At 65.3% G+C, this 22120-nt stretch carries 20 protein-coding genes and 2 pseudogenes; 12 read left to right on the top strand and 10 right to left on the bottom strand.

Annotation, left to right across the window (positions count from 1 at the left end; all coding sequences use genetic code 11):
- Positions 1-43 precede the first annotated feature (43 nt).
- The 3 genes from E3374_RS09345 to E3374_RS09335 are packed head-to-tail and all read left to right on the top strand — an operon-like array spanning position 44 to position 2365.
- Positions 44-1057, top strand: a complete 1014-nt coding sequence (locus E3374_RS09345; protein WP_136688823.1) for an ABC transporter permease — start codon at positions 44-46, stop codon at positions 1055-1057.
- Complete coding sequence (locus E3374_RS09340; protein ID WP_136688822.1) at positions 1054-1977, top strand: ABC transporter permease; 924 nt, start codon at positions 1054-1056, stop codon at positions 1975-1977. Before E3374_RS09345 ends, E3374_RS09340 begins: the two co-directional genes overlap by 4 nt.
- Complete coding sequence (locus E3374_RS09335) at positions 1970-2365, top strand: DUF7268 family protein (protein ID WP_211194940.1); 396 nt, start codon at positions 1970-1972, stop codon at positions 2363-2365. The genes E3374_RS09340 and E3374_RS09335 overlap by 8 nt, the downstream gene beginning before the upstream one ends.
- A 16-nt stretch (positions 2366-2381) precedes the next feature.
- Here E3374_RS09335 and E3374_RS09330 read toward each other — a convergent pair whose 3' ends face one another.
- The 3 genes from E3374_RS09330 to E3374_RS09320 all read right to left on the bottom strand — a co-directional run bounded on the left by E3374_RS09330 (position 2382) and on the right by E3374_RS09320 (position 6905).
- Complete coding sequence (locus E3374_RS09330) at positions 2382-4376, bottom strand: MutS-related protein (RefSeq protein ID WP_136688821.1); 1995 nt, start codon at positions 4374-4376, stop codon at positions 2382-2384.
- A 65-nt stretch (positions 4377-4441) separates the two neighbouring features.
- A complete protein-coding gene (locus tag E3374_RS09325; protein ID WP_136688820.1) occupies positions 4442-5812 on the bottom strand; it encodes a sensor histidine kinase in 1371 nt (456 codons plus the stop codon).
- Between the two features lie 64 nt (positions 5813-5876).
- The gene (locus E3374_RS09320; RefSeq protein WP_136688819.1) at positions 5877-6905 is read right to left on the bottom strand and encodes an LLM class flavin-dependent oxidoreductase; all 1029 of its coding nucleotides are present in this window, start codon (positions 6903-6905) and stop codon (positions 5877-5879) included.
- A 133-nt stretch (positions 6906-7038) separates the two neighbouring features.
- Here E3374_RS09320 and larE point away from each other — a divergent pair, with 133 nt between their 5' ends.
- The gene (gene larE, locus E3374_RS09315) at positions 7039-8040 is read left to right on the top strand and encodes an ATP-dependent sacrificial sulfur transferase LarE (protein WP_136688818.1); all 1002 of its coding nucleotides are present in this window, start codon (positions 7039-7041) and stop codon (positions 8038-8040) included.
- Positions 8041-8062: 22 nt separating this feature from the next.
- Here larE and E3374_RS09310 read toward each other — a convergent pair whose 3' ends face one another.
- Complete coding sequence (locus E3374_RS09310; RefSeq protein WP_136688817.1) at positions 8063-9994, bottom strand: twin-arginine translocase subunit TatC; 1932 nt, start codon at positions 9992-9994, stop codon at positions 8063-8065.
- 106 nt (positions 9995-10100) lie between these two features.
- On the opposite strand from E3374_RS09310, the gene E3374_RS09305 reads away from it, so the two are divergent.
- Entirely contained in the window at positions 10101-12272 is a 2172-nt protein-coding gene (locus tag E3374_RS09305; RefSeq protein ID WP_136688816.1) for a twin-arginine translocase subunit TatC, read from the top strand.
- A gap of 23 nt (positions 12273-12295) precedes the next feature.
- Here the strand turns inward: E3374_RS09305 and E3374_RS09300 are convergent, their stop codons facing one another.
- Entirely contained in the window at positions 12296-13507 is a 1212-nt protein-coding gene (locus E3374_RS09300) for an inorganic phosphate transporter (RefSeq protein ID WP_136688815.1), read from the bottom strand.
- 99 nt (positions 13508-13606) lie between these two features.
- Positions 13607-14173: a flavodoxin domain-containing protein gene (locus E3374_RS09295; RefSeq protein WP_136688814.1), complete on the bottom strand. Its 567-nt coding sequence runs from the start codon at positions 14171-14173 to the stop codon at positions 13607-13609.
- Between the two features lie 97 nt (positions 14174-14270).
- Here E3374_RS09295 and E3374_RS09290 point away from each other — a divergent pair, with 97 nt between their 5' ends.
- Positions 14271-14447 (top strand): ribbon-helix-helix domain-containing protein, encoded by a 177-nt coding sequence (locus E3374_RS09290; RefSeq protein ID WP_136688813.1) that lies wholly within the window; start codon positions 14271-14273, stop codon positions 14445-14447.
- Positions 14437-15138, top strand: a complete 702-nt coding sequence (locus E3374_RS09285; protein WP_136688812.1) for a queuosine precursor transporter — start codon at positions 14437-14439, stop codon at positions 15136-15138. The genes E3374_RS09290 and E3374_RS09285 overlap by 11 nt, the downstream gene beginning before the upstream one ends.
- 23 nt (positions 15139-15161) lie before the next feature.
- On the opposite strand, the gene E3374_RS09280 is transcribed toward E3374_RS09285, so the two are convergent.
- Positions 15162-15932 (bottom strand): 23S rRNA (uridine(2552)-2'-O)-methyltransferase, encoded by a 771-nt coding sequence (locus E3374_RS09280; RefSeq protein ID WP_136688811.1) that lies wholly within the window; start codon positions 15930-15932, stop codon positions 15162-15164.
- Between the two features lie 499 nt (positions 15933-16431).
- Here E3374_RS09280 and E3374_RS09275 point away from each other — a divergent pair, with 499 nt between their 5' ends.
- From E3374_RS09275 to priL, 3 genes are all read left to right on the top strand, one after another.
- Entirely contained in the window at positions 16432-17175 is a 744-nt protein-coding gene (locus E3374_RS09275) for a DNA polymerase sliding clamp (RefSeq protein ID WP_136688810.1), read from the top strand.
- A 164-nt stretch (positions 17176-17339) separates the two neighbouring features.
- Positions 17340-17945 carry a DUF7139 domain-containing protein gene (locus E3374_RS09270; RefSeq protein WP_136688809.1) on the top strand — a complete coding sequence of 202 codons (606 nt, stop codon included), beginning with the start codon at positions 17340-17342 and terminating at the stop codon, positions 17943-17945.
- 69 nt (positions 17946-18014) lie between these two features.
- A complete protein-coding gene (gene priL, locus E3374_RS09265) occupies positions 18015-19100 on the top strand; it encodes a DNA primase regulatory subunit PriL (RefSeq protein ID WP_136688808.1) in 1086 nt (361 codons plus the stop codon).
- Here the strand turns inward: priL and E3374_RS09260 are convergent.
- A complete protein-coding gene (locus E3374_RS09260; RefSeq protein WP_136688807.1) occupies positions 19097-19348 on the bottom strand; it encodes a DUF7472 family protein in 252 nt (83 codons plus the stop codon). The two genes, priL and E3374_RS09260, sit on opposite strands and share 4 nt — an antisense overlap.
- A gap of 158 nt (positions 19349-19506) precedes the next feature.
- Between E3374_RS09260 and E3374_RS09255 the strand changes: the two genes are divergently transcribed.
- A complete protein-coding gene (locus tag E3374_RS09255) occupies positions 19507-20217 on the top strand; it encodes an SWIM zinc finger family protein (protein ID WP_136688806.1) in 711 nt (236 codons plus the stop codon).
- A gap of 7 nt (positions 20218-20224) precedes the next feature.
- Here E3374_RS09255 and hjc read toward each other — a convergent pair.
- Positions 20225-20662: pseudogene (gene hjc / locus E3374_RS09250) on the bottom strand (Holliday junction resolvase Hjc); the annotation flags it as partial.
- A 64-nt stretch (positions 20663-20726) separates the two neighbouring features.
- Positions 20727-21593, bottom strand: coding sequence for a universal stress protein (locus E3374_RS09245; protein WP_136688804.1), 867 nt, complete (start codon positions 21591-21593; stop codon positions 20727-20729).
- A 406-nt stretch (positions 21594-21999) separates the two neighbouring features.
- Here E3374_RS09245 and E3374_RS17970 point away from each other — a divergent pair.
- Positions 22000-22120: pseudogene (locus E3374_RS17970) on the top strand (RNA-guided endonuclease TnpB family protein); the annotation flags it as partial.

Genomic DNA, 22120 nt, shown 5'->3' with positions numbered 1-22120 from the left:
CACGACGGGACCTTTTTGTCCATCGGCGTATCCCCATCGAACAATGGTATCGAAGCGGTTCGTCGCGAAACGACTCCTCCTGCTGGTGCCGGTGCTGTTCGGCGTTTCGACGCTCGTGTTCGCCATCCTGCACCTCTCGCCGGGCGATCCCGCGGTCGCGATCGCCGGCCAGCGGGCCAGCCAGGCCTTCATCGAGCAGGTCCGTTCGGACCTGGGGCTGGCCGATCCGCTCTGGCAACAGTACGTCCGCTTTCTGGGCGACGTCGTGACCTTCGACTTCGGGCAGTCCTACCAGATCCAGCGCGGGACGCCCGTCAGCTCGATTCTGGCCCAGCGACTCCCCATTACGATCGAACTCGCCGTTCTGGGCCAGATCGCCGGGCTGGTCTTCGGTCTGCCGCTCGGCATCCTCTCGGCGGTCAAACAGGACACGGTGACCGATCACCTGACACGGATCGGTGCGCTCAGTGGCATCTCGATCCCGATTTACTGGAGTGGCCCCCTGCTCATCCTGCTGTTCGCACAGTTCCTCGGATTATTGCCCACGAGCGGCCGGATCGGCTCCGAGTACTTCCTCGAACCCATCACCGGTCTCATCCTGGTGGACACGTTACTGACGTGGGAGTTTGACGCGTTCGTCTCCGCGGCGACCCACCTGCTGTTGCCCGTCGTGGTCCTGGGTATCTACCAGATGGCGCTGATTTCCCGGATGATGCGCTCCTCGATGATCGAGGTGTTGCGCCAGGACTACATGCGAACCGCCCGCGCGAAGGGCCAGGGCGCGAAGATCACCGTCATGAAACACGGCCTCCGTAACGCCTTTATCCCCGTTATCACGATCGTCGGGATCCAGTTCGGGACGCTACTGGGCGGGGCCGTCCTGACCGAGACGGTCTTCGAGATCAACGGCATCGGCACGCTGCTGGTCGATGCGATCAACCGCAGCGACTACCCGGTCGTGCAGGCGACCGTCCTCGTGTTCGCGGTCCTGTACACGCTGGTGAACCTGGTCGTCGACCTCACCTACTCGGTTCTCGACCCACGGATCGAACAATGAGCACCGAAACAGCCACCGGATCGACCGACGTCGAACGCTCGCTCCTCGAACGACTGCGTGCCAGCCCGTTCCTCTCGCAGTTGCTAGCCAACCGCCTGGCCGTCGTCGGGCTCTCGATCATCGGGTTCGTGGCGATACTGGCGATCTACGCGCGGTTGACCTACGACCTGGAGGGGCTGATGGCGACCCAGTACGGGGTCAACCCGGCCGAAACCCCGCCCAACGCCGAGTACTGGTTCGGGACCGACGGCCAGGCCCGAAACATCTTCCCGCGGGTCATCTACGGCGCCTGGTACGCGATGCTCTACGGGACCGTCACCGTCTTGGCCTCGACGGTGCTCGGGATCTCCTTTGGCATCCTCGCGGCCTACTACGGCGACCTGGCGGACAACGTCATCATGCGGACGATGGACGTGCTCTTGTCGTTCCCGTCGCTCCTGCTTGCGCTTGCGCTGGTGACGATCTTCCCGGAGGAACTCGGTCTCTGGCGGGCGGTCGCCGCATTGACGCTCGTCTACACGCCCCGCTTCGCCCGCGTCGTCCGCGGGGCCGCGCTGAAGGTCCTGGAGGACGAGTACATCGAGGCCACTCGCGCGCTGGGGGCGACCGACCCGCGACTGCTCGTCCGGCACGTCCTCCCGAACTGCCTGGCGCCGATCACCGTCCAGTCGACGCTGAACTTCGGGTTGGCGATCATCGACATCGCCGCACTCTCCTTTCTCGGGTTCGGTGCCAGTCCCGGCGAACCGACCTGGGGGATGATGCTTTCCAATGGCGTCGAGTTCGGCCTGTTCTCGGGCATCTGGTGGTGGTCGTTCTTCCCGGGATTCGTGCTCGCACTGACGGTACTCGGGTTTAACCTCCTGGGCGACGGCATGCGCGACGCCCTCGACCCTCGCATGCGTGAGACCGTTGACTGATCGTCCCGCCGGGGATTCGGCCGCCCGCTCCTCGACCGGGCGGGATCCGGCCCGCGATCCCGGCCGGTCCGTTCGTGCCGCCGCCCGGATCGTCCTTGCCGGGATCGCCGTCGGCGTCGTCGTCTCCCTGGCGCTGGTATCGATCGACACGCCCAAGGGCGCGACAGACACTGCCTTCGCCCTCGGCGCGCTCGTGTTCGGGTTCGGCCTCACGACCTGGGCCGGCGCGGTTGGCCTGGGCGAGACGATCGAGCGAATGCACGAGTACGCCGACACCACTTCGAGGTGGACCGAGGCGGGTGCCAGACGTGCCTTCGCCACGCTGACGTGGTTCGGGAGCGGTTGGCTGTTCGGTGCTGTCGGGACTGCGATCGCGCTCGGCGTTTGAGATTCCCCGGGACCCCCTACTCGAACTTCTCTAACAGTCGCCCGTAGAAGTCACCCTCACCGTCCCCGCGGTCATCGTCGTCGGCGAGTTTCTCGACGATCAACTCGGGCGTCGAGCGGGCCAGGGTGTCCGTTCGGGGCGTGCGATCGACCTGCAACTCGCCGTTTTCGAGACCTAGCGCCTGGATGCCGTCGACCCCAATCTCTCGATCGGCTGTCTCTTTGATCTCCCGGGCCAGATGAGAGACGAACACGGCCGTCTGGTTACGTTCGGCCAGCGCTTCCAGAATGCCGGCCATGATCTTCGCGCTCGCACCCGGTTCGGTGATGCTCTCGAGTTCGTCGACCAGCACCAGCGTCTCTCCCTCGCTCGCGGCGTCGGTGACCAACTTGCCAAAGGACCGGAGCGTACTCTCGAAGGCCCCCGCGTCGAGTGTCCCCTGGGTCTTGGCATGGTAGTGGAGCGCGTCGAAACGCTGGAGTCGAACCTGTTCGGCGGGTACCGGCAGCCCCATGTGTGCGAGGATTACGACCAGCGCAAGCAGGTCGAGCGTCGAGGTCTTCCCGCCGCTGTTGACTCCCGAGAGAAGTCTGACGCCCCCGACGTCGTACTCGACCGGCTCGACCTCCTCGAAGGTCACGTCCAGAAGCGGCGACCGCCCACCCTCGATGGTGACGCCGCTCCCATCGAAGTCCGGCAGCGTCGCTTCGAAGTCGGCGGCGAAACGCGCGATCGCCAGTTCGACGTCGAGTTCTAGCGCCGCCTCGACGAGTTCCTCGGCAGGGCCGCGCATCGACGCCAGGTCCTCGGCCAACTCCGCTTTGAGTCGCTCTGCCCGGCGGTCCCGGGCGGCCGTGAGCTCTTCCCGAAGTCGGGAGACGACACTCTCCTCGCGCTCGACGGGAAACGTCGGTTCCTCAGGAAAGGCTCGTCGCGCGACGTCGGTCACATCCCGGAGATCGAGCCCCTCGATCACGTGGTCCCGGGCTGCCTCGACGGCGTCTTCGTACTCGTCGGCCAGTTCCCGGGAGAGCACTTCGTCGACGCCAGCACCGCGCTCGACTAAGGACAGCAGGTCCGCGCCCTCGATGGTGACGTCCCGCTGTTCGATCGCCTCCCGGAGCTTGTCGTTGGCGACCGACTCGGCCTCGCTCACGGCAGCATCGAGGTCGTCGACGGCGGTCTGGAGCCGCTTTAGTTCCCCGTCGCCGGTCGGCGTCCCCTCCTCGTCGAGCCGATCCAGTGCGGCTTTGAGTGCGTCGAGGTCGCACGGGGGATCGAGGTCTGCCGCCCGGTGGACCGAAATCGCAGCCAGCAACCGCTCGCGGTTGTGCGCGAAGAAGGCGAGCGGGCGCTCGGGCACGACCGAGACCGGATCCTCGAGGGCGTCGGGCTCGACGCGGACGTCACCCTCGACGTCCACCCCGGCGAAGGAGTCATCGAGCGCCACCACGGTCGCGTACCCGCGGGCGAGTTCCGCCAGATCACGGCTGTCCTCGACGACCTCGACGCTCAACTCGGGGACGGCGTCCCGGGCCCGAGCGTAGGTCTCGCCGTCGGTCGTCGCGAGACATCGGTCCCGGACTCGCACGTCTCCCGGCCGCTCCAGCGGCTCGACGTCTGCCAGCGCCGCGAGGACGCCGTCGTCGGGGTCGCGCTCCATCGCGCGTTCGCTCAACTCCCGGACCTCCCCGATCCGGGACTCACTGGTGCTCGGATACAGCGTCTCTAAGCGGGCGGCGGCGTAGTCGGTGACGGTTCGCTCTTCGAGCAAGTTCAGCACCTCCCGGTAGACCTCCCGGGCGCGGGGCGTCGCGAGGAACCGCCCCTCGTCGTCGTGTCGCTCTCGGATCGCCGCCCGGACGATCCGTGCCGCCCTGCCCTGGCTGACGTCGGGTGCCCGCGCGACCCTGGCGACGTCGCCGGACTCTATGGCGCCCTCGGGGTCCTCGAGTTCGGCAAGCGAGGCTGCGGTCTTCTCACCGACGCCCGGGATCGCCGTGAGATCCATCTACTGACCTCTCGACGCCCCGTGAGAAAAAACCTCCCGGCCCGCCGGCGCCCGGTCCGGATCGATCAGGCCACGATGTCGACGTCGTCGAACTCGAAGCGCGCGCCCCCCTCGGTCCCGGCGGTCGCCGTCACCGTCCAGCCGTGAGCCTCGGCGATCCCCCGGACGATCGTCAACCCGAACCCGGTCCCACTCTCGACCGTCGTATAGCCCGGTTCGAAGATCGACTCCCGGTCGCCGTCCGGGATCCCTGGGCCGTCGTCCTCGACGTAGAACCCGCCGTCGGTCCGACCGATCCGGACGGTGACGTTCGGGCCGCCGTGAGTGACCGCGTTCCGGAACAGGTTCTCGAAGACGTGTCGCAGGCGATCACGGTCGGCCCAGATCGTGAACCGCTCGTCGAAGGACAGGGCCGCCTCGCCGGTCGCCACCGACACCCAGCACTGCCCGATCACGTCCGCGACCGCCACCGACTCGGTTTCGCCGACCGTCTTACCCTGTCTGGCAAGGGTCAGCGTGTCCTCGATGATCACCTCCATCCGTTCCAGCGACCGGTCTATCGGCTCGATGTGATCGCTGTCGATCTCCTCGGACAACAGCGCCAGTCGCCCCTGGGCGACGTTCAGCGGGTTGCGCAGGTCATGGGAGATGACACTCGCGAACTCCTCTAGGCGCTCGACCTCCCGGCGGAGCTGTTTGGATCGCTCTTTTCGGTCGGTGACGTCCTGTAAGGCCGCCACTGCCCCCTGGATCGTGTCGTTCTCGGCTTCCAGTGGAAAGTACTGAACATGAAAGGTCCGCTCGTTCCCGTCACGATCGACGCGTTCGGTCTCGTATTCCAGGGACTCGCCGTCGAGTGCCCGGTCGATGTAGGGCTTGACCTCCGCAAACTGCTCGGGATCCAGCACGTCCGCGACCGACCGGTCGTCGGCGCTCGCCCCTTCGATGCCGTAGAACTCCCGATAGCGCCGGTTGGTCAGGACGTACGTGTAGTCCTGGTCGATCGCAGCTAGCAGGTTCGTCGAACTCTCGATGGCCTGCTCGTACCGCCTGAGGCGGCGCTCGGTCTCGACGCGATCGGTGACGTCAGACCCGGAGACGAGCAGGTCCGTGACCGTCCCGTCGTCATCTCGCAGTCCGGCGACGTGCCACTTGATCCACCGGATCTCGCCCTCGCTGGTCCGGACCGTGTTCTCGTGGACGTCACTCTCTTCGCCCGACCGGACCCGATCCAGAACCTCGGTCAGTCCGACGTCGCTGCCGTCCGGGACGATCGTCTCGAACCACTCCGCCCCTTCCAGTTCGGACCGGTCGTAGCCCAGCACCTGACACCCCCTGTCGTTGATCCGTCGAACGACCCCGTCGGCGTCGAGGACGACCATGATCGTGGCCGCGGTCTCGAAGGCCTCCCGGGCGATCGCCTCGTCGGTCGCCATTGAGTCCTTTTGGTCCTTCCTCTCCTTTAAGCCCCCCTCTCTGGATCGGACTCGAAGTGCCCGTTCAGGACGACGTGAGCCCGATGCGCTCTGCCAGTAATTCGTGGGATCGCAACGCGTCGGCGTGATCGGAGACGACTTGCTGGATCATCACTTCCCCGACGCCCACTCGGTCGGCGAGTTGGTCGAGCAATCCCGTGAGGGTTTCCGGGCTCCCCGAGATCGCCCGCGGCCACTCGCCCGCGTCGAGGGTGGCTGGCGTCGGCTCGGGTACGCCGCCGAGTTCGTCGATCGCTTCCTCCACGGAGGGCGTCGAGCCGACGACCCCGCGGGCCATTCGCTCGAAGGACGCTTCGGCCACTGCCCGCTTGCGCGCTGCCTTCTCGTCGGTTTCGGCGGCGATCGCGTTTACTGCCACCATCCCCTCGGGTTCATCGAGGCCGCCACCACGTTCCGAGGGCTCGAAGTGCTCACGATAGGTCTCGAAGGCACGCGTCGCGAACTGCGGCCGGATGAACGCCGCAAAACAGTATCGCAGGCCGAGTTCGCCCGCGATTGTCGCGCTGGACGGACTCGAACCGAGTACCCACGGAACCGGGGTTCTCTCACCGGAGCGCGGGATCTCCAGATCGCTGTAGGGATGTTCGTCGGGATACTCCTCATAAAGGTGGGAGATGACTGCGTCGATCTTCTCGTGGTGATCTTCGTCGGGGTTCTCGACGCGGCGGTCGGTCCCGAGGGCGCGGTCGGCAGCCGGCGAGCCGTTCGCCCGCCCGAGACCGGCGTCGATCCGGCCCGGTGCGAGTCCATCGAGCGTGCCGAACACTTCCGCGACCTTGTAGGGACTGTAGTGGTTGAGCAGGACGGCACCCGATCCAAGTCGGATCGTGTCGGTCTCTGCGGCGAGGTGACCCAGCAGCACTTCGGGGGTGGTTCCCGCGAGAGTATCGGCCATCGCGTGGTGCTCGGCCACCCAAAACCGCGAGTAGCCGAGTGCTTCGGCCTGCCGTGCGGCGGCGACGGTGTTCTCGTAGGCGTCGGTCGCAGTGCCACTATCGGGGACCGGCGAGAGGTCGACGAGCGAGAGATCCATAGTGGAGTTGAGGGACGTCACGGGGTAATCGTTCGGTAACCAGCAGATTCTGACTGGGCGGACGTCGATCACCGATAGCGACTGGGTCCCCTGGACAACGGGCTTTTGCGCGTCCAATCCCTACCGCACGGCGATGGAATCAAGCCAGCGGACCGTCGAGGACAAACTCGCGGCGGCCCGTGCAGACCTGGCCGAGCGCGACAGTGTCTTGATCGCGTTCTCCGGCGGGGTCGATTCGAGCGTCGTCGCCGCCATCGCCGCCGATGCGGTGGGCGATGACGCCGTCGCCTGCACGGCCAGAAGCGAAACGCTCCCGGAAGCGGAACTCGACGAGGCCGGTCGCGTCGCCGAGGAGATTGGCATTCGCCACGACGTGGTGACGTTCTCCGAACTCGACAGCGACGAGTTCGTCGCCAACGACGGCGATCGGTGCTATCACTGCCGGTCGATGCGCCTCTCGGCGATGTTCGACCGGGCTCACGAACTCGGCATCGGCACCGTCTGTGACGGCACAAACGCCTCTGATCCCGGCGATGGTCATCGTCCGGGCCTCCAGGCCGTCGACGAACTCGACGCTTACTCGCCCCTGCTCGAACACGGCATTACCAAGGAGGAGGTCCGGGAAATCGCCGAATACTACGATCTCTCTGTGGCCGAGAAACCGTCGATGGCCTGTCTGTCCTCGCGCATTCCGACTGGACTGGAGGTCACCGAAGAAAAACTGACGCGCATCGAGAAGGCCGAGCGTGTCCTGCGGACGTGGGGCTTCGAGCAATTCCGTGTCCGCGATCACGACGGCATCGCCCGGATCGAGGTTGGTGCCGAGGAACTGGAGGCGGCCCTGGATCCCGAGTTCGTCCGGGCGGCCCGTGAACACATCGGCGATCTGGGCTTCGAACACGTTACTCTCGATCTCGAAGGGTATCGCACAGGGAGCGTCAGCCCGGCCAGCGAGGTTGAAGGAAGTGACCCCTCGGAAACCACGAGCGGGGAGGAACGACCCGCGAGTAGCGAGATCGAGCGTAGTGAGGTCTCGGAAACCACAAGCGGGGAGGAACGACCCGCGAGTAGCGAGTCCTCCGACGCGCTCACGGACGTCTTCTCCGCGGAGTACCCGGCGGCTGGCGATCAGTAACTGATAGCCGGCGGTGAGTGCGTCACCGTTCTAGGGGTAACTGCTCGTCCTCGTCCGGGCGGAGATATCGCCAGACGACGAGGGCAACTTCGAAAGTGACGATCAGGCCGACCGTCAGTGCCGCCGCTTCGATTGGTTCGAGCCCGACAGTCCCGGCCCGGTCCAGCAGGAACGGGTTCGGACTGGCGAGATAGCCGATCACCAGCGAGACGATCCAGACTGGCGTTCGGACGCGGAACAACGACACCCGACCGGAGAACAGTTTCCGGCGCCACGCGCCCACGGGGAGATACCGGCGTAACACGAACACGGCGAGTTCGTAGACGGCGATGAGCACTCCGCCCACGACGAGGGGCGTCATCCCGACCAGATCGTTCCCTTCGATGAATCCACGGAGGAGGCCGGGCAGTTGTTCGTAGTAGCCCTCGGGGACCGGTGTGTCACTGGCGAGGTATCCAGCTACGCCCGCAAGTACCCAGACGTACGGTCGGTGGGCAGCCACTGCGTCCGGGGAAGGAAGCAGTCCCTCGCTACCCGTCCAGGACAGCAACAGCAGCGTCCCCTCGAACAGCGCGATCATCGTCGCGGCGATGATGAACGGCGCCATCCCCGTTGGGTCCGGATTGAAGATGAAGGCGATCCCGGCGAAGGCAGCCCAGAACAGCAGCCGACGGTCGGCCAGCCACTGCCGGGAGGTGACGCCCATCATGATCGCGAGCATGATGAAAAGCGGGATCTGGAAGATCGCGGCGAAAAAGCCCATCATCAGGACCATCAGATCGAAGGTCTGGGTCAGGCCGAAGGCGATGTCGGCGGCGCCCTCCGAGTAGTACAGGAAGTACGTGAAGATCGCCGGCAACACGAGCAGGTACGCGAAGGCGATGCCGACCGTCGCCAGGATCAGGCTGGTCGGCACCGCGGCGAGGTAGTACCGGCGTTCGCGTGGATAGAGGCCGGGACGCATGAACAGGTACGTCTCGTAGACGAACGCCGGCAGTGCGATGACGAACCCCGCCAGGGTCGCCACCTTGAACCGGGCGAAGATAGTCGCCAGCGGTTGGTAGACGCGGGGACATGCCGGTTTGATCGTCGCCCCCTCGGCCATCGTGACGCCGGGGCCCGCGCCGACATCGACCATCGCGGCGGTAATCACGCCGACGGGATCGGTCGGTATCTGACTCGTCGTCGGACACAGCTCGTAGGTGCCCGGCAGGAACGAGTACCAGATCACGTTGATAATCTGCTCGCCGAACGGGAATATCACGGCACTCACCCCGGCCATCAACACGAGGACGACACCCAGCCGACGCACCATCTCCTCGACGTGATCCGCCAGTGGCATCTCCTCGTCGTCGGGTGCGTGTTCTCCGGCCTCCTCGAGTGAAGGACTCTCTCCGACCGGAGCCTCTCCCTCGGGGGGACCGCGATACGCCCGCCCTTCGGCGCTGGCGGCTCCCTCTTCACTCGGCCCTTCGGCATCCGGGACCAGACTCGGTCCCGTCTCCCGTCGGGGAGCATTCTTCCGGGTCGACTTCTCGTCCGCATCGTCGCTCCCTTCCTCTCTCCCGTCTCCTGCTTCCCCATCCCCGCCTTCCTCGTCGGTTTCTCCGTCGTCGTCTTCGGCTGCCCTTCCACCGTCCCCCTCACTGCGGTGGTCTTCGGTTGAGTTCTGCCCGTCGTCCCTCGTTGCTCCTTCGCTGTCGTCCTGAACCGTTCTCTCGTCGCCGCTCTCGCGTTGCTCGTCGGATTCGAATGCTTCCGGTCGCTCCTCGTTCGAGTCGGCGGGGCGGTCAGGATCCCGATCGTCGGGTTCAGTTCTCTCTTCGCCGGTGTCGGTATTCGTGTCCGTCGGTTCGTCGGCGACGCCGTCCCCGGGTTCGTCGGCCCCTTCCGACCCCTCTCTCGGGGGATCGGAGCCCCCATCACCGTTCCCGGAGCCGTCGCCGTCGGTCATCGTTCCGGCGAGTTAGCCCCCACCCGTTGTAAGCCTTCTTTTCGCCAACGCGGGCAGGGCGATGGATAAATTGATAACGAGGGTTCTGTTACCCACATCGAACGCCATGTCCGGCGCGCTCGACGATGGGACCCGCCGCACGCTCGCCAACGGCCGGGAGACCATGGGTGCGATGCTTCGATCGGCCCAGAAGGACCTCCAGAAGGTATTCATCGCGTTCGTGCTCGGACTCGTCGGCTCGATCTGGTTCCTGCGGGTGTACGTCTGGGACCGACTGAAGGCCGATCTGTTCTCCCAGATGGGCGTCGAGACCCGTGAGGCCACCCGCGTCATCGCTGTCACGCCCTTCGACGTGATCCTCCTGCAGGTGAAGATCGGGCTCGCAGTCGGGATCCTGCTGGCCCTCCCGCTTTTCGTCTACTTCTCGCGGGGCGCCCTCAGACGCCGGGGCTGGTGGCCCCAGACGCCGATCGCCCGCTGGAAACTCGTCATGCTGGCGCTGGCAATGGTACTCCTGTTCGTCGGCGGGATCTTCTACGCCTACACTGTCTTCTTCCCGATCATGTTCGCCTTCCTGGCGAACAACGCGCTCAACGCCGGGCTGACGCCGACCTATCACATCGTCAAGTGGGCACAATTCGTCTTCCTGCTCGCGCTTTCGTTCGGCATCGCGGCCCAGCTTCCGCTCGTGATGAGCACCCTCGCTTACAGCGAGATCGTCCCCTACGAGACCTTCCGCGACAAGTGGAAGTACGCCGTTCTCGGGCTATACGCCGGCGGCGCGGTGTTCACGCCGCCGGATCCGCTCACCCAGCTCATGTGGGCGACGCCGCTGGTCGGGCTGTACGCTATCAGCCTCCGGATCACGCGGACGGTCGTCGTCGCCAAGCGATCCAGCGAGCGGATCGACGTCACCGCCGCCCTCGCTGACCGCTGGAACGTCCTGGCCGGCGGCGGCCTTCTCGCCGCGGCCGTCGTCTTCGGCTTCTTCGCTCGCGGCGGTATCGCGGCCCTCAACGACGGCCTCGCCGTCCTTCCGTTCGACATCGGAGTCCCCACGCTGGGGGAGCTGACGGGACTGAACAACGACCTCGTATCTGCGCTGGCGGCGGGACTCGTGGCCGTCTTCGTCGTCGCCTGGCTGGGCTACCGGATCGTCAACCGGCAACTCAGCGAACTGGCCGGGCCGGCCGCCAGGGCGCTGGGCGATCCGAGTTCGATCGACCTGGACAACTTAGACCGGGCCGGCGTCGAGGCCGCGCCGCCCGAGGCGTTCGAGTCTCTCTCCGAGGAGGAGGCGCTGACTCACGCCCAGCGAGCCATGGACGACGGCGAGGCCGAGAAGGCCGAACTCATCCTCGAACGCTTCGACGAGGCGACCGAGCGGGCCGAGAGCGACGAGAGTGGGGCCGAAGCCACAGACGATGGCGGGAACGTCGTCTCCGAGACGACGGCGGGCGTCGTCGACGCATTCACCGAGGAGGAGACCACCGAGGACGACATCGGCGGGTACCTCTATGACCTGCGGTTCATCGTCGACTCGCTCACGTCCAAGGCCTTCCGGATCGTGGCCGTCTTCGGGGCCGTCCTGGCCGCGTCGTTCATGTACCTCTACTCCGGTGGGATCGGTGACATCCGCAACGACTTCGTCTCACGGCTTCCTCCGGAGATGGCCGTAGACGTCGACATCGTCGCACTACATCCCGTCGAGCACCTCATCTTCGAGATCAAGTTCTCGACGTTGCTGGCGATCGTGGCCGTTCTGCCGCTCGTGTTATATTACGTCTGGCCGGCCCTGGAGGAACGCGGTTTCGTCACCGGCGACCGTCGCGTGTTGCTCGTCTGGGGTGGCTCGATCGTCCTCGGACTGACGGCTGGCAGTTACGTCGGCTACACGTACGTCGCTCCTTCGGTGATCTCCTGGCTGGCCGCCGACGCCCTGGGAGCGCACATGGTCGTCGCCTATCGGATCAACAGCTTCGGCTGGCTGGTCGTGTTCACGACTGTCGGGATCGGCCTGCTTGCCGAGATCCCGGTGACGATGCTGTTGTTCGACCGCGGCGGCATCGTCCCATATCGGGCCATGTACAAGCGCTGGCGCGTGGTCGTCCTCGCGTTCTTCGCCGTGGCGGCACTCATGACGCCGGGCGGAATGTTCTCGATGCTACTGCTGGCGGTTCCAGCCTCGCTCGCGTACCTCTTCGGACTCGCCGTCCTCTGGGTAGTCACGCTCGGCGGCCGCCGGGGCGGCGGTCGACAGTTGGACGTGGCGGGCTGAGCCGTCGCCGATCGACCGCCCGCTCACAGCGCGAAAACGAGTTCGAACGTCACCACGGAGGCGACTGTCGCGAGTACGGGGACGATGTTCTGCATGAGGAGCACGCGCCCGGTCGTTTTCGGATCGAACAGTTCCGAGGCGTCCGGGATGTCGTCGTCGGCCCCTTCCTCGATCGGTTCCGGTTCCGGGTGGTCGGGGTCGGTCAGGCCCGGCTCTCCGACGGTGGCTTCGTCTTCGTCAGCGGCCAGCGCACCCACGGACACCTGCGGGGCCTCCCCGTCGGTGACGGCGTCTTCGAGGGTGACGGCGCGGGTCGCCCGCCCCCATCCCAGCCCGACGATGCACGTCGTCGCGATCACGACGAAACTCGCCGGGATGCGCGCCGCCGACAACGCGATGACGATCGACGACGCGACGACCGCGACGACGATCGCTGCCGTCAGCGGCAGGTCCGTAATGTCGTTGCCAAGCGTCTCCATCGTCCGGCGGGCGATAGTGAACGCCCCGACCGCCACCGCTACTGACCCGATGACGATTGCGACGTCCATGTCGAGTTCGCCCGCGGCTACCAGTGGTGCGACCGCGTTGGCGATGTTGCTCGTCCCCGAGGAGAAGGCCATCAGACACCCGATCGCCACGAGGACGATCGTCCCGAGGAGTTCCCGGCGACTCGTTCCCGATCCGGCGACCGGACGCGGGAGGACCCCTCGCCACTCGATGACTACGAGCGGCCCGTCGGACTGGTCGATCGCGATCAACCGTCGTAGGTGCGGGTAGAAGTACCGACCGACCACTGCCGAGATCCAGAAGCCGAGTATCGGCGAGGCGAGCCACCAGGAGACGATCCCGCCGACGACCGCCCAGTCGAGCGTCCCCGAGGCGACCCCCAGGCCGGCGATCGCGCCGACGGCCGTCATCGACGTCGAGGCCGGCGCACCCGAGACGTTGCCCAGCAGGAGTGCCCCACCGATGAAAAAGAGGACGACGATGCTGACCGGCAGGGTGAACACGCCCGGATCGGTCAGCAGGTCCCGTCCCAACGTGTCCACGACCCGGCGACCGATGGTGAACGCACCCAGGAAGAAACTTACCGACATCAGCCCGGCGGCGGCGACCTTTCCGATCGCACCCGCGCCGACGGCCGGCCCGAATGCCGGGCCGGTCGTCGCGCCGCCGACGTTGTACGCGACGAAGCTAGCGATCAGAACTCCGACGACGAGTAGTACTTCGACCATACTCTCACCAGTGCTCGTTTCGTCACTCGATACTGCTCTAGTCCCCATCAATCGCTCGGTCACAGCGGTGGCCGAGCCGTCACCGTCCGTGACTGATCTTCACTCCTCCCCTGGCGATCGTTCTCCGAGCCGCCCCTCCACGAACGCTGCGAAGTCGGCGGCGAAGGCGTCGACTTCTCCCCAGTCCGTGTACTCGTAATCCCGCGAGGTATCCGTATCGCCGCTCGATCGCTTTGCGATCTGTTTCATTAGCAGTCGTTTGAGGAATCCGTACTTCGAGTACCGCAACGCACCGCCGAACAGTCCGACGCGGTCGGGATGGAACCCGGTCGACTCCTCGAAGTCTTCGACGTAGTTCGCGGCCTCGGCACGCTCCCCAGGATCGTCACTGGCCGCCGAGAGCGATACCTGGAAGAACCCTGTCGGAAGCGCCCCGAGTACCTCGAGGTTCTCGGTGATGAACGTCTCGACCGGCGACTGGTGGCCGCCCATATGGATCGACGAACCGATCAATACGGCGTCGTACCCGCCGGGATCCGGATCGCTTTCGTCGACGTTCCTGACCGGCGCGCGATGGCCCCGTTCGGAGAGCCTGTCGCCAATCCGCTCGGCGATCTTCTCGGTCTGCCCCTCGCTGGTCCCATAGCACACGAGAATCTGTGCCATAGTGGATGTACGCAACCCATCGCAAAAAGGTTGGATGGTTGAGGGGTGTTCCGAACGAAAACACGACGCTGAAGTACTCCAGAGAGAATCTTCCAGTATGCCCAAGATAAGCGTCGAGGTGCCCGAGGAACTTCTCGCGGACTTAGACGACCACGTCGGCGAGGACGGCAAGTTCGTCAACCGCAGTGAGGCTATCCGGGCGTCGATCCGCAAGACGCTTGACATCCTCGACGAGATCGACCAACGACAGGGGAGGTTCGACGATGAGCACTGACCGGTCCTCACCACTCCCGCTCCCGCGGCTCGGGTTGATCGCGCTGTTCGTCACTGCCCTGGTCACGTCACAGGTCACTGCGAGCAAGATCGTCGGGATCGACCTGCCCGTCTCGATCCCGCTCGCCGGGGCGTCGGTACTCGTCCCCGCGGCAGCCTTTGCCTACGCGGTGACGTTCTTCGCCTCCGACTGCTACGCCGAACTGTATGGCAGGCAGGATGCGACCCGGCTGGTCAACGTCGCCTTCGCGATGAACTTCGTCCTGCTGGCGCTGGTCTGGCTCGCGATCGAAGCGCCGGTCTCTGGGGCCTCCCAGATCGACCAGTCGGCGTTCGCCGACGTACTGGGATCGAGTACCGGCATCGTCGTCGGAAGTATGCTCGCCTACCTCGTCAGTCAGAACCTCGATGTCTTCACCTTCCACTGGCTGCGCGACCGGACCGACGGTCGACTCCTCTGGCTGCGTAACCTCGGGTCGACGCTGACCAGCCAGGCCGTGGACACGGTGATCTTCATCACGGTTGCGTTCGTCGCCTTCCAGGGCATGCCCGTCGGCGACGCGCTCGGACTGATCGTCGGCCAGTACCTCGTCAAACTCGGCGCCGCGCTGCTGGACACGCCATTTGTCTACGCCGTCGTCGGGTTCGTCCGCCGCAGTGACCGCTCACCTTCGCCCGTGATGGGTGACTGATCGGCTTACCCACCCCTCTTCTCTCATTCGACTGGCTGAGCGAACGCATACCGCGGTTTGACGTCGTCAATCCGGACCGTCACGGTCTCGCCCTCACTCGCGCCCGCGACGAACAGCGTGAACCCATCGACCTTCGCGATCCCGTCTCCCTCGCTGCCCTCGTCGACGATATCGACCTCCACGGTGTCACCCTCCCGAACGGGTGCCGTCAGGCGACTTTTCCCCACGAGATACAGTTCCGAGGACGAATCACGTGAGGCATCCGGGCGTACCTCCCGGACGTACTCGAACTCCGCTTTGACGTCCTCTTTCAGGGCCTCCAGATCCCGACCGTCAAAGACTTTGACCGCGAGGTCACCGCCCGCGTCGAGTATTTCGAGGGCCACGTCCAGTGCCTGGCGGGCCAGGTGGACCGAGCGGGCGTGATCCAGTTCGTACTCGCCGGTGACGTTCGGCGCCATGTCCGAGAGGACGAGGTTAGCCGACCCGACCGCGTCGGTGATCGATTCGACGGTCGACTCTTCGGTGATGTCCCCCCGGATCGTCTCGACCGGGGTGTCGGAATCTTCGAGTGGGTCGATGCGCTGGCGATCGACGCCCACGACGCGGCCGTTTTCGCCGACGCGTTCGGCAGCCACCTGTAGCCATCCGCCGGGAGCCGCTCCGAGGTCGACGACGGTCCGGCCCTCGCCCAGCAGATCCGCCGTTTCGTCGAGTTGCTGGAGCTTGTAGGCTGACCTGGCGCGATACCCCTCCTGTTTGGCCCTGTTGTAGTATTCGTCTTTCCCACTCATGTGTCTCTTCTCCCGTCCGGATCCGGGATGATCGACGGCGAATCCGCGCTCATACGTGTCCAGACGCCGTCGAACGGGAAATGCACGTCGGATGGAGACGCTGTGGACTCGTCCGGAGCACGTCAGGCATTGCTCGTTCCGATGTCACCGACGACGGACACCACGTCGACGAAACCGAAACCCACAGGGCCGAAACAAACTCTATGCGGTGGTCCCGGTCAGCTACCTGGCCGCAGTCGAGACCCACTTCGCCCCCCTTGCTGTGATCTCCTCGGAATGGTCTTCGCCTGGCCGCTCGCGGGTGCACACACCTGGGCCCAGTCGATCGGTGGACTCCTCCTGGGCGTAGTGTTCCTGGGTGGGCTTTTGCGGCCGTGGCCCCGTCCAGGGGACTCGACGAACCGCCTGTGATCTGCCGACCATCTCGCCGGGGGACCGGCGATCGTCGCTACCGGAACATGAAGTCTTTTTAAATGATGCGATCGTACCCCGCTTCAAGATGTTCAACGCCATCGTGAGCGCGGACACGTTGCGGGCGGCGCTGGATTCGGTCAGCGTGTTGGTCGAGGAGTGCAAGTTACGGCTCGAAGACGACGGGTTGCACATCCGGGCCGTCGATCCGGCCAACGTCGGCATGGTCGACCTCTTTCTGGAAGCGGCGGCCTTCGAATCCTACGAGACCGACGGCGGCGTCATCGGCGTCAATCTCTCGCGACTGGAGGACATCGCCGGGATGGCCGAGACTGATCAGCTGATCCACCTCGAACTCGACGAGGAGACCCGAAAACTCGAGATAGCCATCGACGGGCTGGAGTACACGCTGGCGTTGATCGACCCCGACTCGATCCGCCAGGAACCCGACTTGCCGGATCTGGATCTAGCCGCCGAGATCGTCCTCGAAGGCCGTGACCTCGATCGGGCCGTCACGGCCTCTGACATGGTCAGCGACCACATCGCGCTGGGGGTTGAGGAGACCGACGAGCTGTTCTACGTCGACGCCGAGGGCGACACCGACGACGTCCACCTCGAACTAGACCGCGGGGACCTGATCGACCTGACAGCCGGGCCCGCCCGGTCGCTGTTCTCCCTGGACTACCTCAAGGACATGAACAAGGCGATTCCGAGCGACGCCGAGGTCAGGATGGAACTCGGCGAGGAGTTCCCTGTGAAGATGCATTTCGACATCGCCGAGGGCCAGGGCTCGGTCACCTACATGCTCGCCCCGCGCGTCCAGAGCGACTGACTGCCCGGTGCTCTCGTACGTCGATCATCCCGACTGATCGGGGTCGACCTCGCCCGACCGATCGCGCTCACCGCTCGTTTTCGCGGTACTTCCGCGTTCGCTTCCGGTCCAGTCTTGCGCCCGTCTGACGTATCGTTTTGTGTGATGGTCACGAACTCCCGGGTATGCCGAGTCTCGGTGACGCCTACGGTGATTCCCGGTGGGGCGATCGCGATCCCCGGGCGGTCTATGCGGGGATCGTCGTCTTCGCCGCCGCCGCGATCGCCATCGTCACCGCGATCGTCCTCGTCGCGACGCCGCTATCCGACACTCTCGGCCTCGGGAAGGTCGGTTCCTACCGAATCGCCGGCGTGATCGCCGGCCTGGGCGTCCCCGCGGCGCTGCTGGGCGTGGTCGCCGGGTTACCGGCTTCCCGACGTCAGCGCGTCGGCGTCGGGATCGGCGCGCTCGTCGCCGTCGCGGGTGTCGTACTGTACTGGCACGCTTACCCCGCTCACTGGACGGCCAGCGAGTCGTCGCTGGCGTTTCACACCGCCGTGGTCTACTTCCTGGGTGGGTGTCTCGCCCTGTGGTTCGTCTTCTCGGCGCTGGCGAGTTATCACGTCCGCAACAACCCCCACGGGACGGTCAGCCTGCGTCTCACCCGGCAAGGCGAGACCAGAACCGTCGAGGTCAGTCGCGACGAGTACCAGCGCTACGCCCGCGCGGTCAGTGACGGCGGTGAGGACGAAAGCGTCATCCGGGAGATCGAGTCGAAGTACGAGGAGTAGCTGTCACGCTCGCGTGTGACGCATCCGCTCCCGAGGGTTTATTCGCCCGCGGTTGGTACCCCTGCGTCGATGGAGCCGTTGCACGCGCGCTATCCGTTCCTGGGGAGTGCCCGCGAGGCCGTCGAGGCAGCCGATGTCGATCTGGCGACCGTCGTCGCCGAGCGTGGTCCGGCGGTCGATCGCGGTCGCGAGCGCGTCGTCTCGGCGCTGTTCGAAGGAACGGTCGGCGATACCCACCGTCGCCCGCGCGTGGAATTGCTTTCCTATCCGGTCGCCCGCGTCCTCGTCTCGTTGATCGATCAGCCGGCGCTCACCCATCGGTACGCGCGCGGGGAAGCCGCGACGGCTCACGAGCGATTCCAGGAGGACCTCGAAGCGACTTCCTTCAGGACCACCGAGCGTCGTGGTCTCGATCTCTCGACGTTGCTGGCCGAGTTCGATCGCCGGGATGCGGTCGAACCGATCGGAACCGGTGGGCTGAACGAGGCCGAGCGGTTCTCGGTGGCCGTCGCCCCATATCTGGAACTGGCCGCCGGCCAGTACGGCGAGGAGTGGGCCCTGGTCAACCGCTCGCTGGCCGACGGTCGCGTGCCGGTCGAGCGCGAAGAACTGCTCGAACTCCTCCGGCAAGCCGTCGAGGACAGGATCCTTTCGGGGCTGCCGCTTACCGTCCCCGACGCGATCGCCGAGGCGTTGACCGAAGACGTCGAAGCGATCGAGGAGCGCCTTGACGAACTCGACCTGACGCGGGACATCGACGCGGTCGTCCCCGAGTTGTTCCCGCCGTGTATGACCGCGTTGCTCGATCAGATCCAGAAGGGCGAACACCTCGCCCATCACTCCCGCTTTGCGATCACTTCCTTCCTGGCGTCGATCGGCATGTCCACTGACGAGATTGTCGACCTCTACGAGGTGAACCCGGGGTTCGGTGAGGAGATGACCCGCTACCAGACTGACCACATCCGCGGGGAGACCTCGCCGACGGAATACTCCCCACCAGCCTGCGCCACGATGCAGTCCTACGGCGACTGCGTCAACATGGACGATCTCTGTGAGGAAATCTCCCATCCGCTCGGCTACTACGAGGCGAAACTCGAGGACACGGACGAAGCAGAGATGACCGACTGGCGCGAACGCGAGAGCGGTGACGATTAGCTGTCGTCGTCGCCGTTCTCGTCGTCACTGTCGTTTTCATCCTCGTTGCCCCCGTAGCGCGTCACCAGGAGTCCGGCGGCGGAGATGACGACGACGAACCCGAACAGCGCGCCGACCAGGGCGTAGCCGCCGGTCCGCGTCAGCGTGTCGTCCGTCGTGAACGAGCTACTCAGAACGGCCAGCACGCCGATGAAAAGCAGGACGACGACGGTAGAGACGGCGACCTGCAACAGCGTTTCCCGATCCATGTTCGTTGCTAACCGTTCCGCTGGCCGGTGCAAAAGCGCTTCGAAGCGTCACCGGATTCCGAACGCCGTTCGTGTGCCGGACCGCCGCATGATTTAGGGGCTTCGAGACCGTAGTTTCAGGTGGACGCAGTCAAGAAACGAGCCGCGTCCGAGCCCCTATGACCGATATTGACCACTCTGTCCGGGACGATCGTGTTCCACTCGCACCGGACCCTCGTTCGATGGACGAGCGGGCGGCCCGGGCCTGGACCGAACCGATGGCCGTCCGTTCGATCGGCGACGGGCGCTACGCTGTCGACAGCGCGAGCGGCGCCACCTACGTCGTCGATCTGCCCGGTCAAACGTGTACCTGTCCCGACCACGAGATCCGCAAGCAGCGCTGCAAGCACCTCCGCCGGGTTGCTCTCGAGGTGACTCTGGGGCGTGTCTCGCCGCCCGGACAGCGCCGCGTCGCCTGTGACGCCTGCGGAACGGAGACGTTCGTCCCCGAGGACGCCCCCAACCCACAGCTCTGTCCGCACTGTCGCCTCGAACCCGGCGATCGAGTCGTCGATCGCGAAACCGGCGACTGGCTACACGTCGTCGATGTCCAGTCCGACACTGCCGAGGGGGTCTGGCTCCCTGATGCCGACTGTACTGTGGCGGAATACCCCACCAACCGGGCGTATCCCGGCGACGACCCAGTGGTCGAAGCCGTCTACGTGGGCGATGTCGCCAGAGAGACTCAGCCGAAACGCTACGCGTTCCCGCTCTCCCGGCTGGAACGCCGTCAGGTCGAGACGCGTTCGGCCGCTGAAGGGGACGAACGGCCGACAACATCGATGCTCGGTGACGGATCAAACGACGAGTCGCCGCTCGCTCTCGAGTGACCGATCACTCCTCGTTGCCGTCGAATTCCGTCAGGCTCGTCCGTTCGGACTCTCCCACGAGTTCGGCGAAGTCAGTCCCCTCGGACAGCGCTGTCTCCTTTTTGACGCGGTAGCTCCCGGCGTCGGTCGTATAGAGGTCGGCAGGATGGAAAAAGTACCAGTCCTCGCGATCGAATCGCACGCCGATGCGGGGTTTGGCCCCGAAATTTTGCGCGAAGTATACCAGATTCTCGACCTCTTCTCCGTCGAGGTAGATCGGATCGCCGGCACTTGACTTGGCCTCGATCGCGTAGAAGTCCTCGCTGTCGCCCGCGAGCACGTCCGGTAACTCCCGCTCGGTGGCCGACCCGCTGGCCGGTGCACGCATCACCGCGAAGCCTGCGCCGTCGAGTTCGTTGACGAGTTCGCGCTCGCGGCGATCTCCCTTCGCGTTCGAGCCTGCCATTGTCGAAATCTCGCCGTCCGCGGTCTTGAACGCGTCGGCTCCGGTCCAGTTCGGCGGTCCGCTTTCATTCATCCACCCGGACAGTCACGACCGGAACGGGAGCCGAGCGAACCGTCTTCTCCGCGACGCTGCCGAGCAGGATCCGGTCGACACCGCGGTGGCCGGTCGTCCCCATCACGACGGCCTGACAATCGCGTTCGTCGATAGCCTCGAGGATCTCCTCGTCGGCAGACCCGGTCTCGACCCCCGTCGTGGCGTCGATACCCCGAGATTCGGCCCTGGCGGCGACGTCGGCGACCGCCTCCCGGGCACCCTGATCGAACTCGTCGCTGGTCGCGTCCGAGCGGACGTCCGGGCCCAGCGCGGCCGTCTCCACGACTGAGAGGGCGTGGACGGTCGCGTCGGAGAGCTCCGCAAGATCGAGTGCATGCTCGGCGGCCCGCTCCGCAGTGTCGCTCCCGTCGGTCGGGATCAGGATACGGTCATACGGGAACGCGAACGTGTCCCCTTCCTGCATGCGTGCAGTTAGGACCGGCACGTCCGACAATCTGACGACCTTTTCGGTGACGCTGCCCAGCAGGAACCGCGAGAGTCCCTCACGGCCGTGCGTGGACATCATGATCAGGTCCTGGTCGAACCCCTCGGCGTACTCGACGATCGTCTCGGCCGGCGTCCCCTGGACCACGTCGGTGCTGTGTGCAACGCCGAGCGTTTCCAGGGTCTCGCCAGCCTCCGCGACGATCTCCTCGCCGCGCCGGACGAGGCCGTCGACGACACCCTCGTCGGTGAGTGTCACACTGTGCTGTTCGGTGTCGGCAACGTGCAACAGCCGGATCTCGCTGTCGAGGTAGTTCGCGATCTCTGCGGCGTGATGGAGCACCTCGGCGTTGCCGGTCGTGTCGTCGACCGGGAGGAGGATTTTCTCGTACATCTCTCTCCATAGATATTTTCCCGGCAGCAAGATAAATTCGATCCCGCCTGTAATAGCGCGAGAGTCCCGCCCTTCCCGTGAGGGAAGAGTGTTCCGACACCTGGTCGGAACCGAGGACCGAACAGGGGCATGGCAAGACCTTCGGTCTTGCTGCAACCGAAAATCTTCGATTTTCGAGGACGGGCGTGAAGCGCGTAAGCCCAGGTAAGAAACCGCCGCGTTACTGCTGGTCCTGTGTCTCCAATGCATCCAGACCTGCATCTAAAACCTCTGTATAGGCTTCCGAGAGGTCCAAATCGTTCGCTTCCGCGTAGTCTTTGACTCGCCCGCCGAGCGTGTGTGAAATATCGATGTTAGGTCTCATGACGAAAAGACTTTAAGACTGAAAGTATAATAACCTGTCGTCGTGAAGCGCACCAACACGTTCGGCGTGCGACCGCTCTCCGATACCGGAGAGCAACTGCTCCGGGACTTGTTGGACGCTTCCGCCGCTCTCTGGAACGAAGTCAATTACCAGCGCCTCATGC

This window comes from Halorhabdus amylolytica (assembly GCF_004944975.1).
GTDB lineage: Archaea > Halobacteriota > Halobacteria > Halobacteriales > Haloarculaceae > Halorhabdus > Halorhabdus amylolytica.
This window is presented reverse-complemented; position numbering and strand designations above follow the sequence as displayed.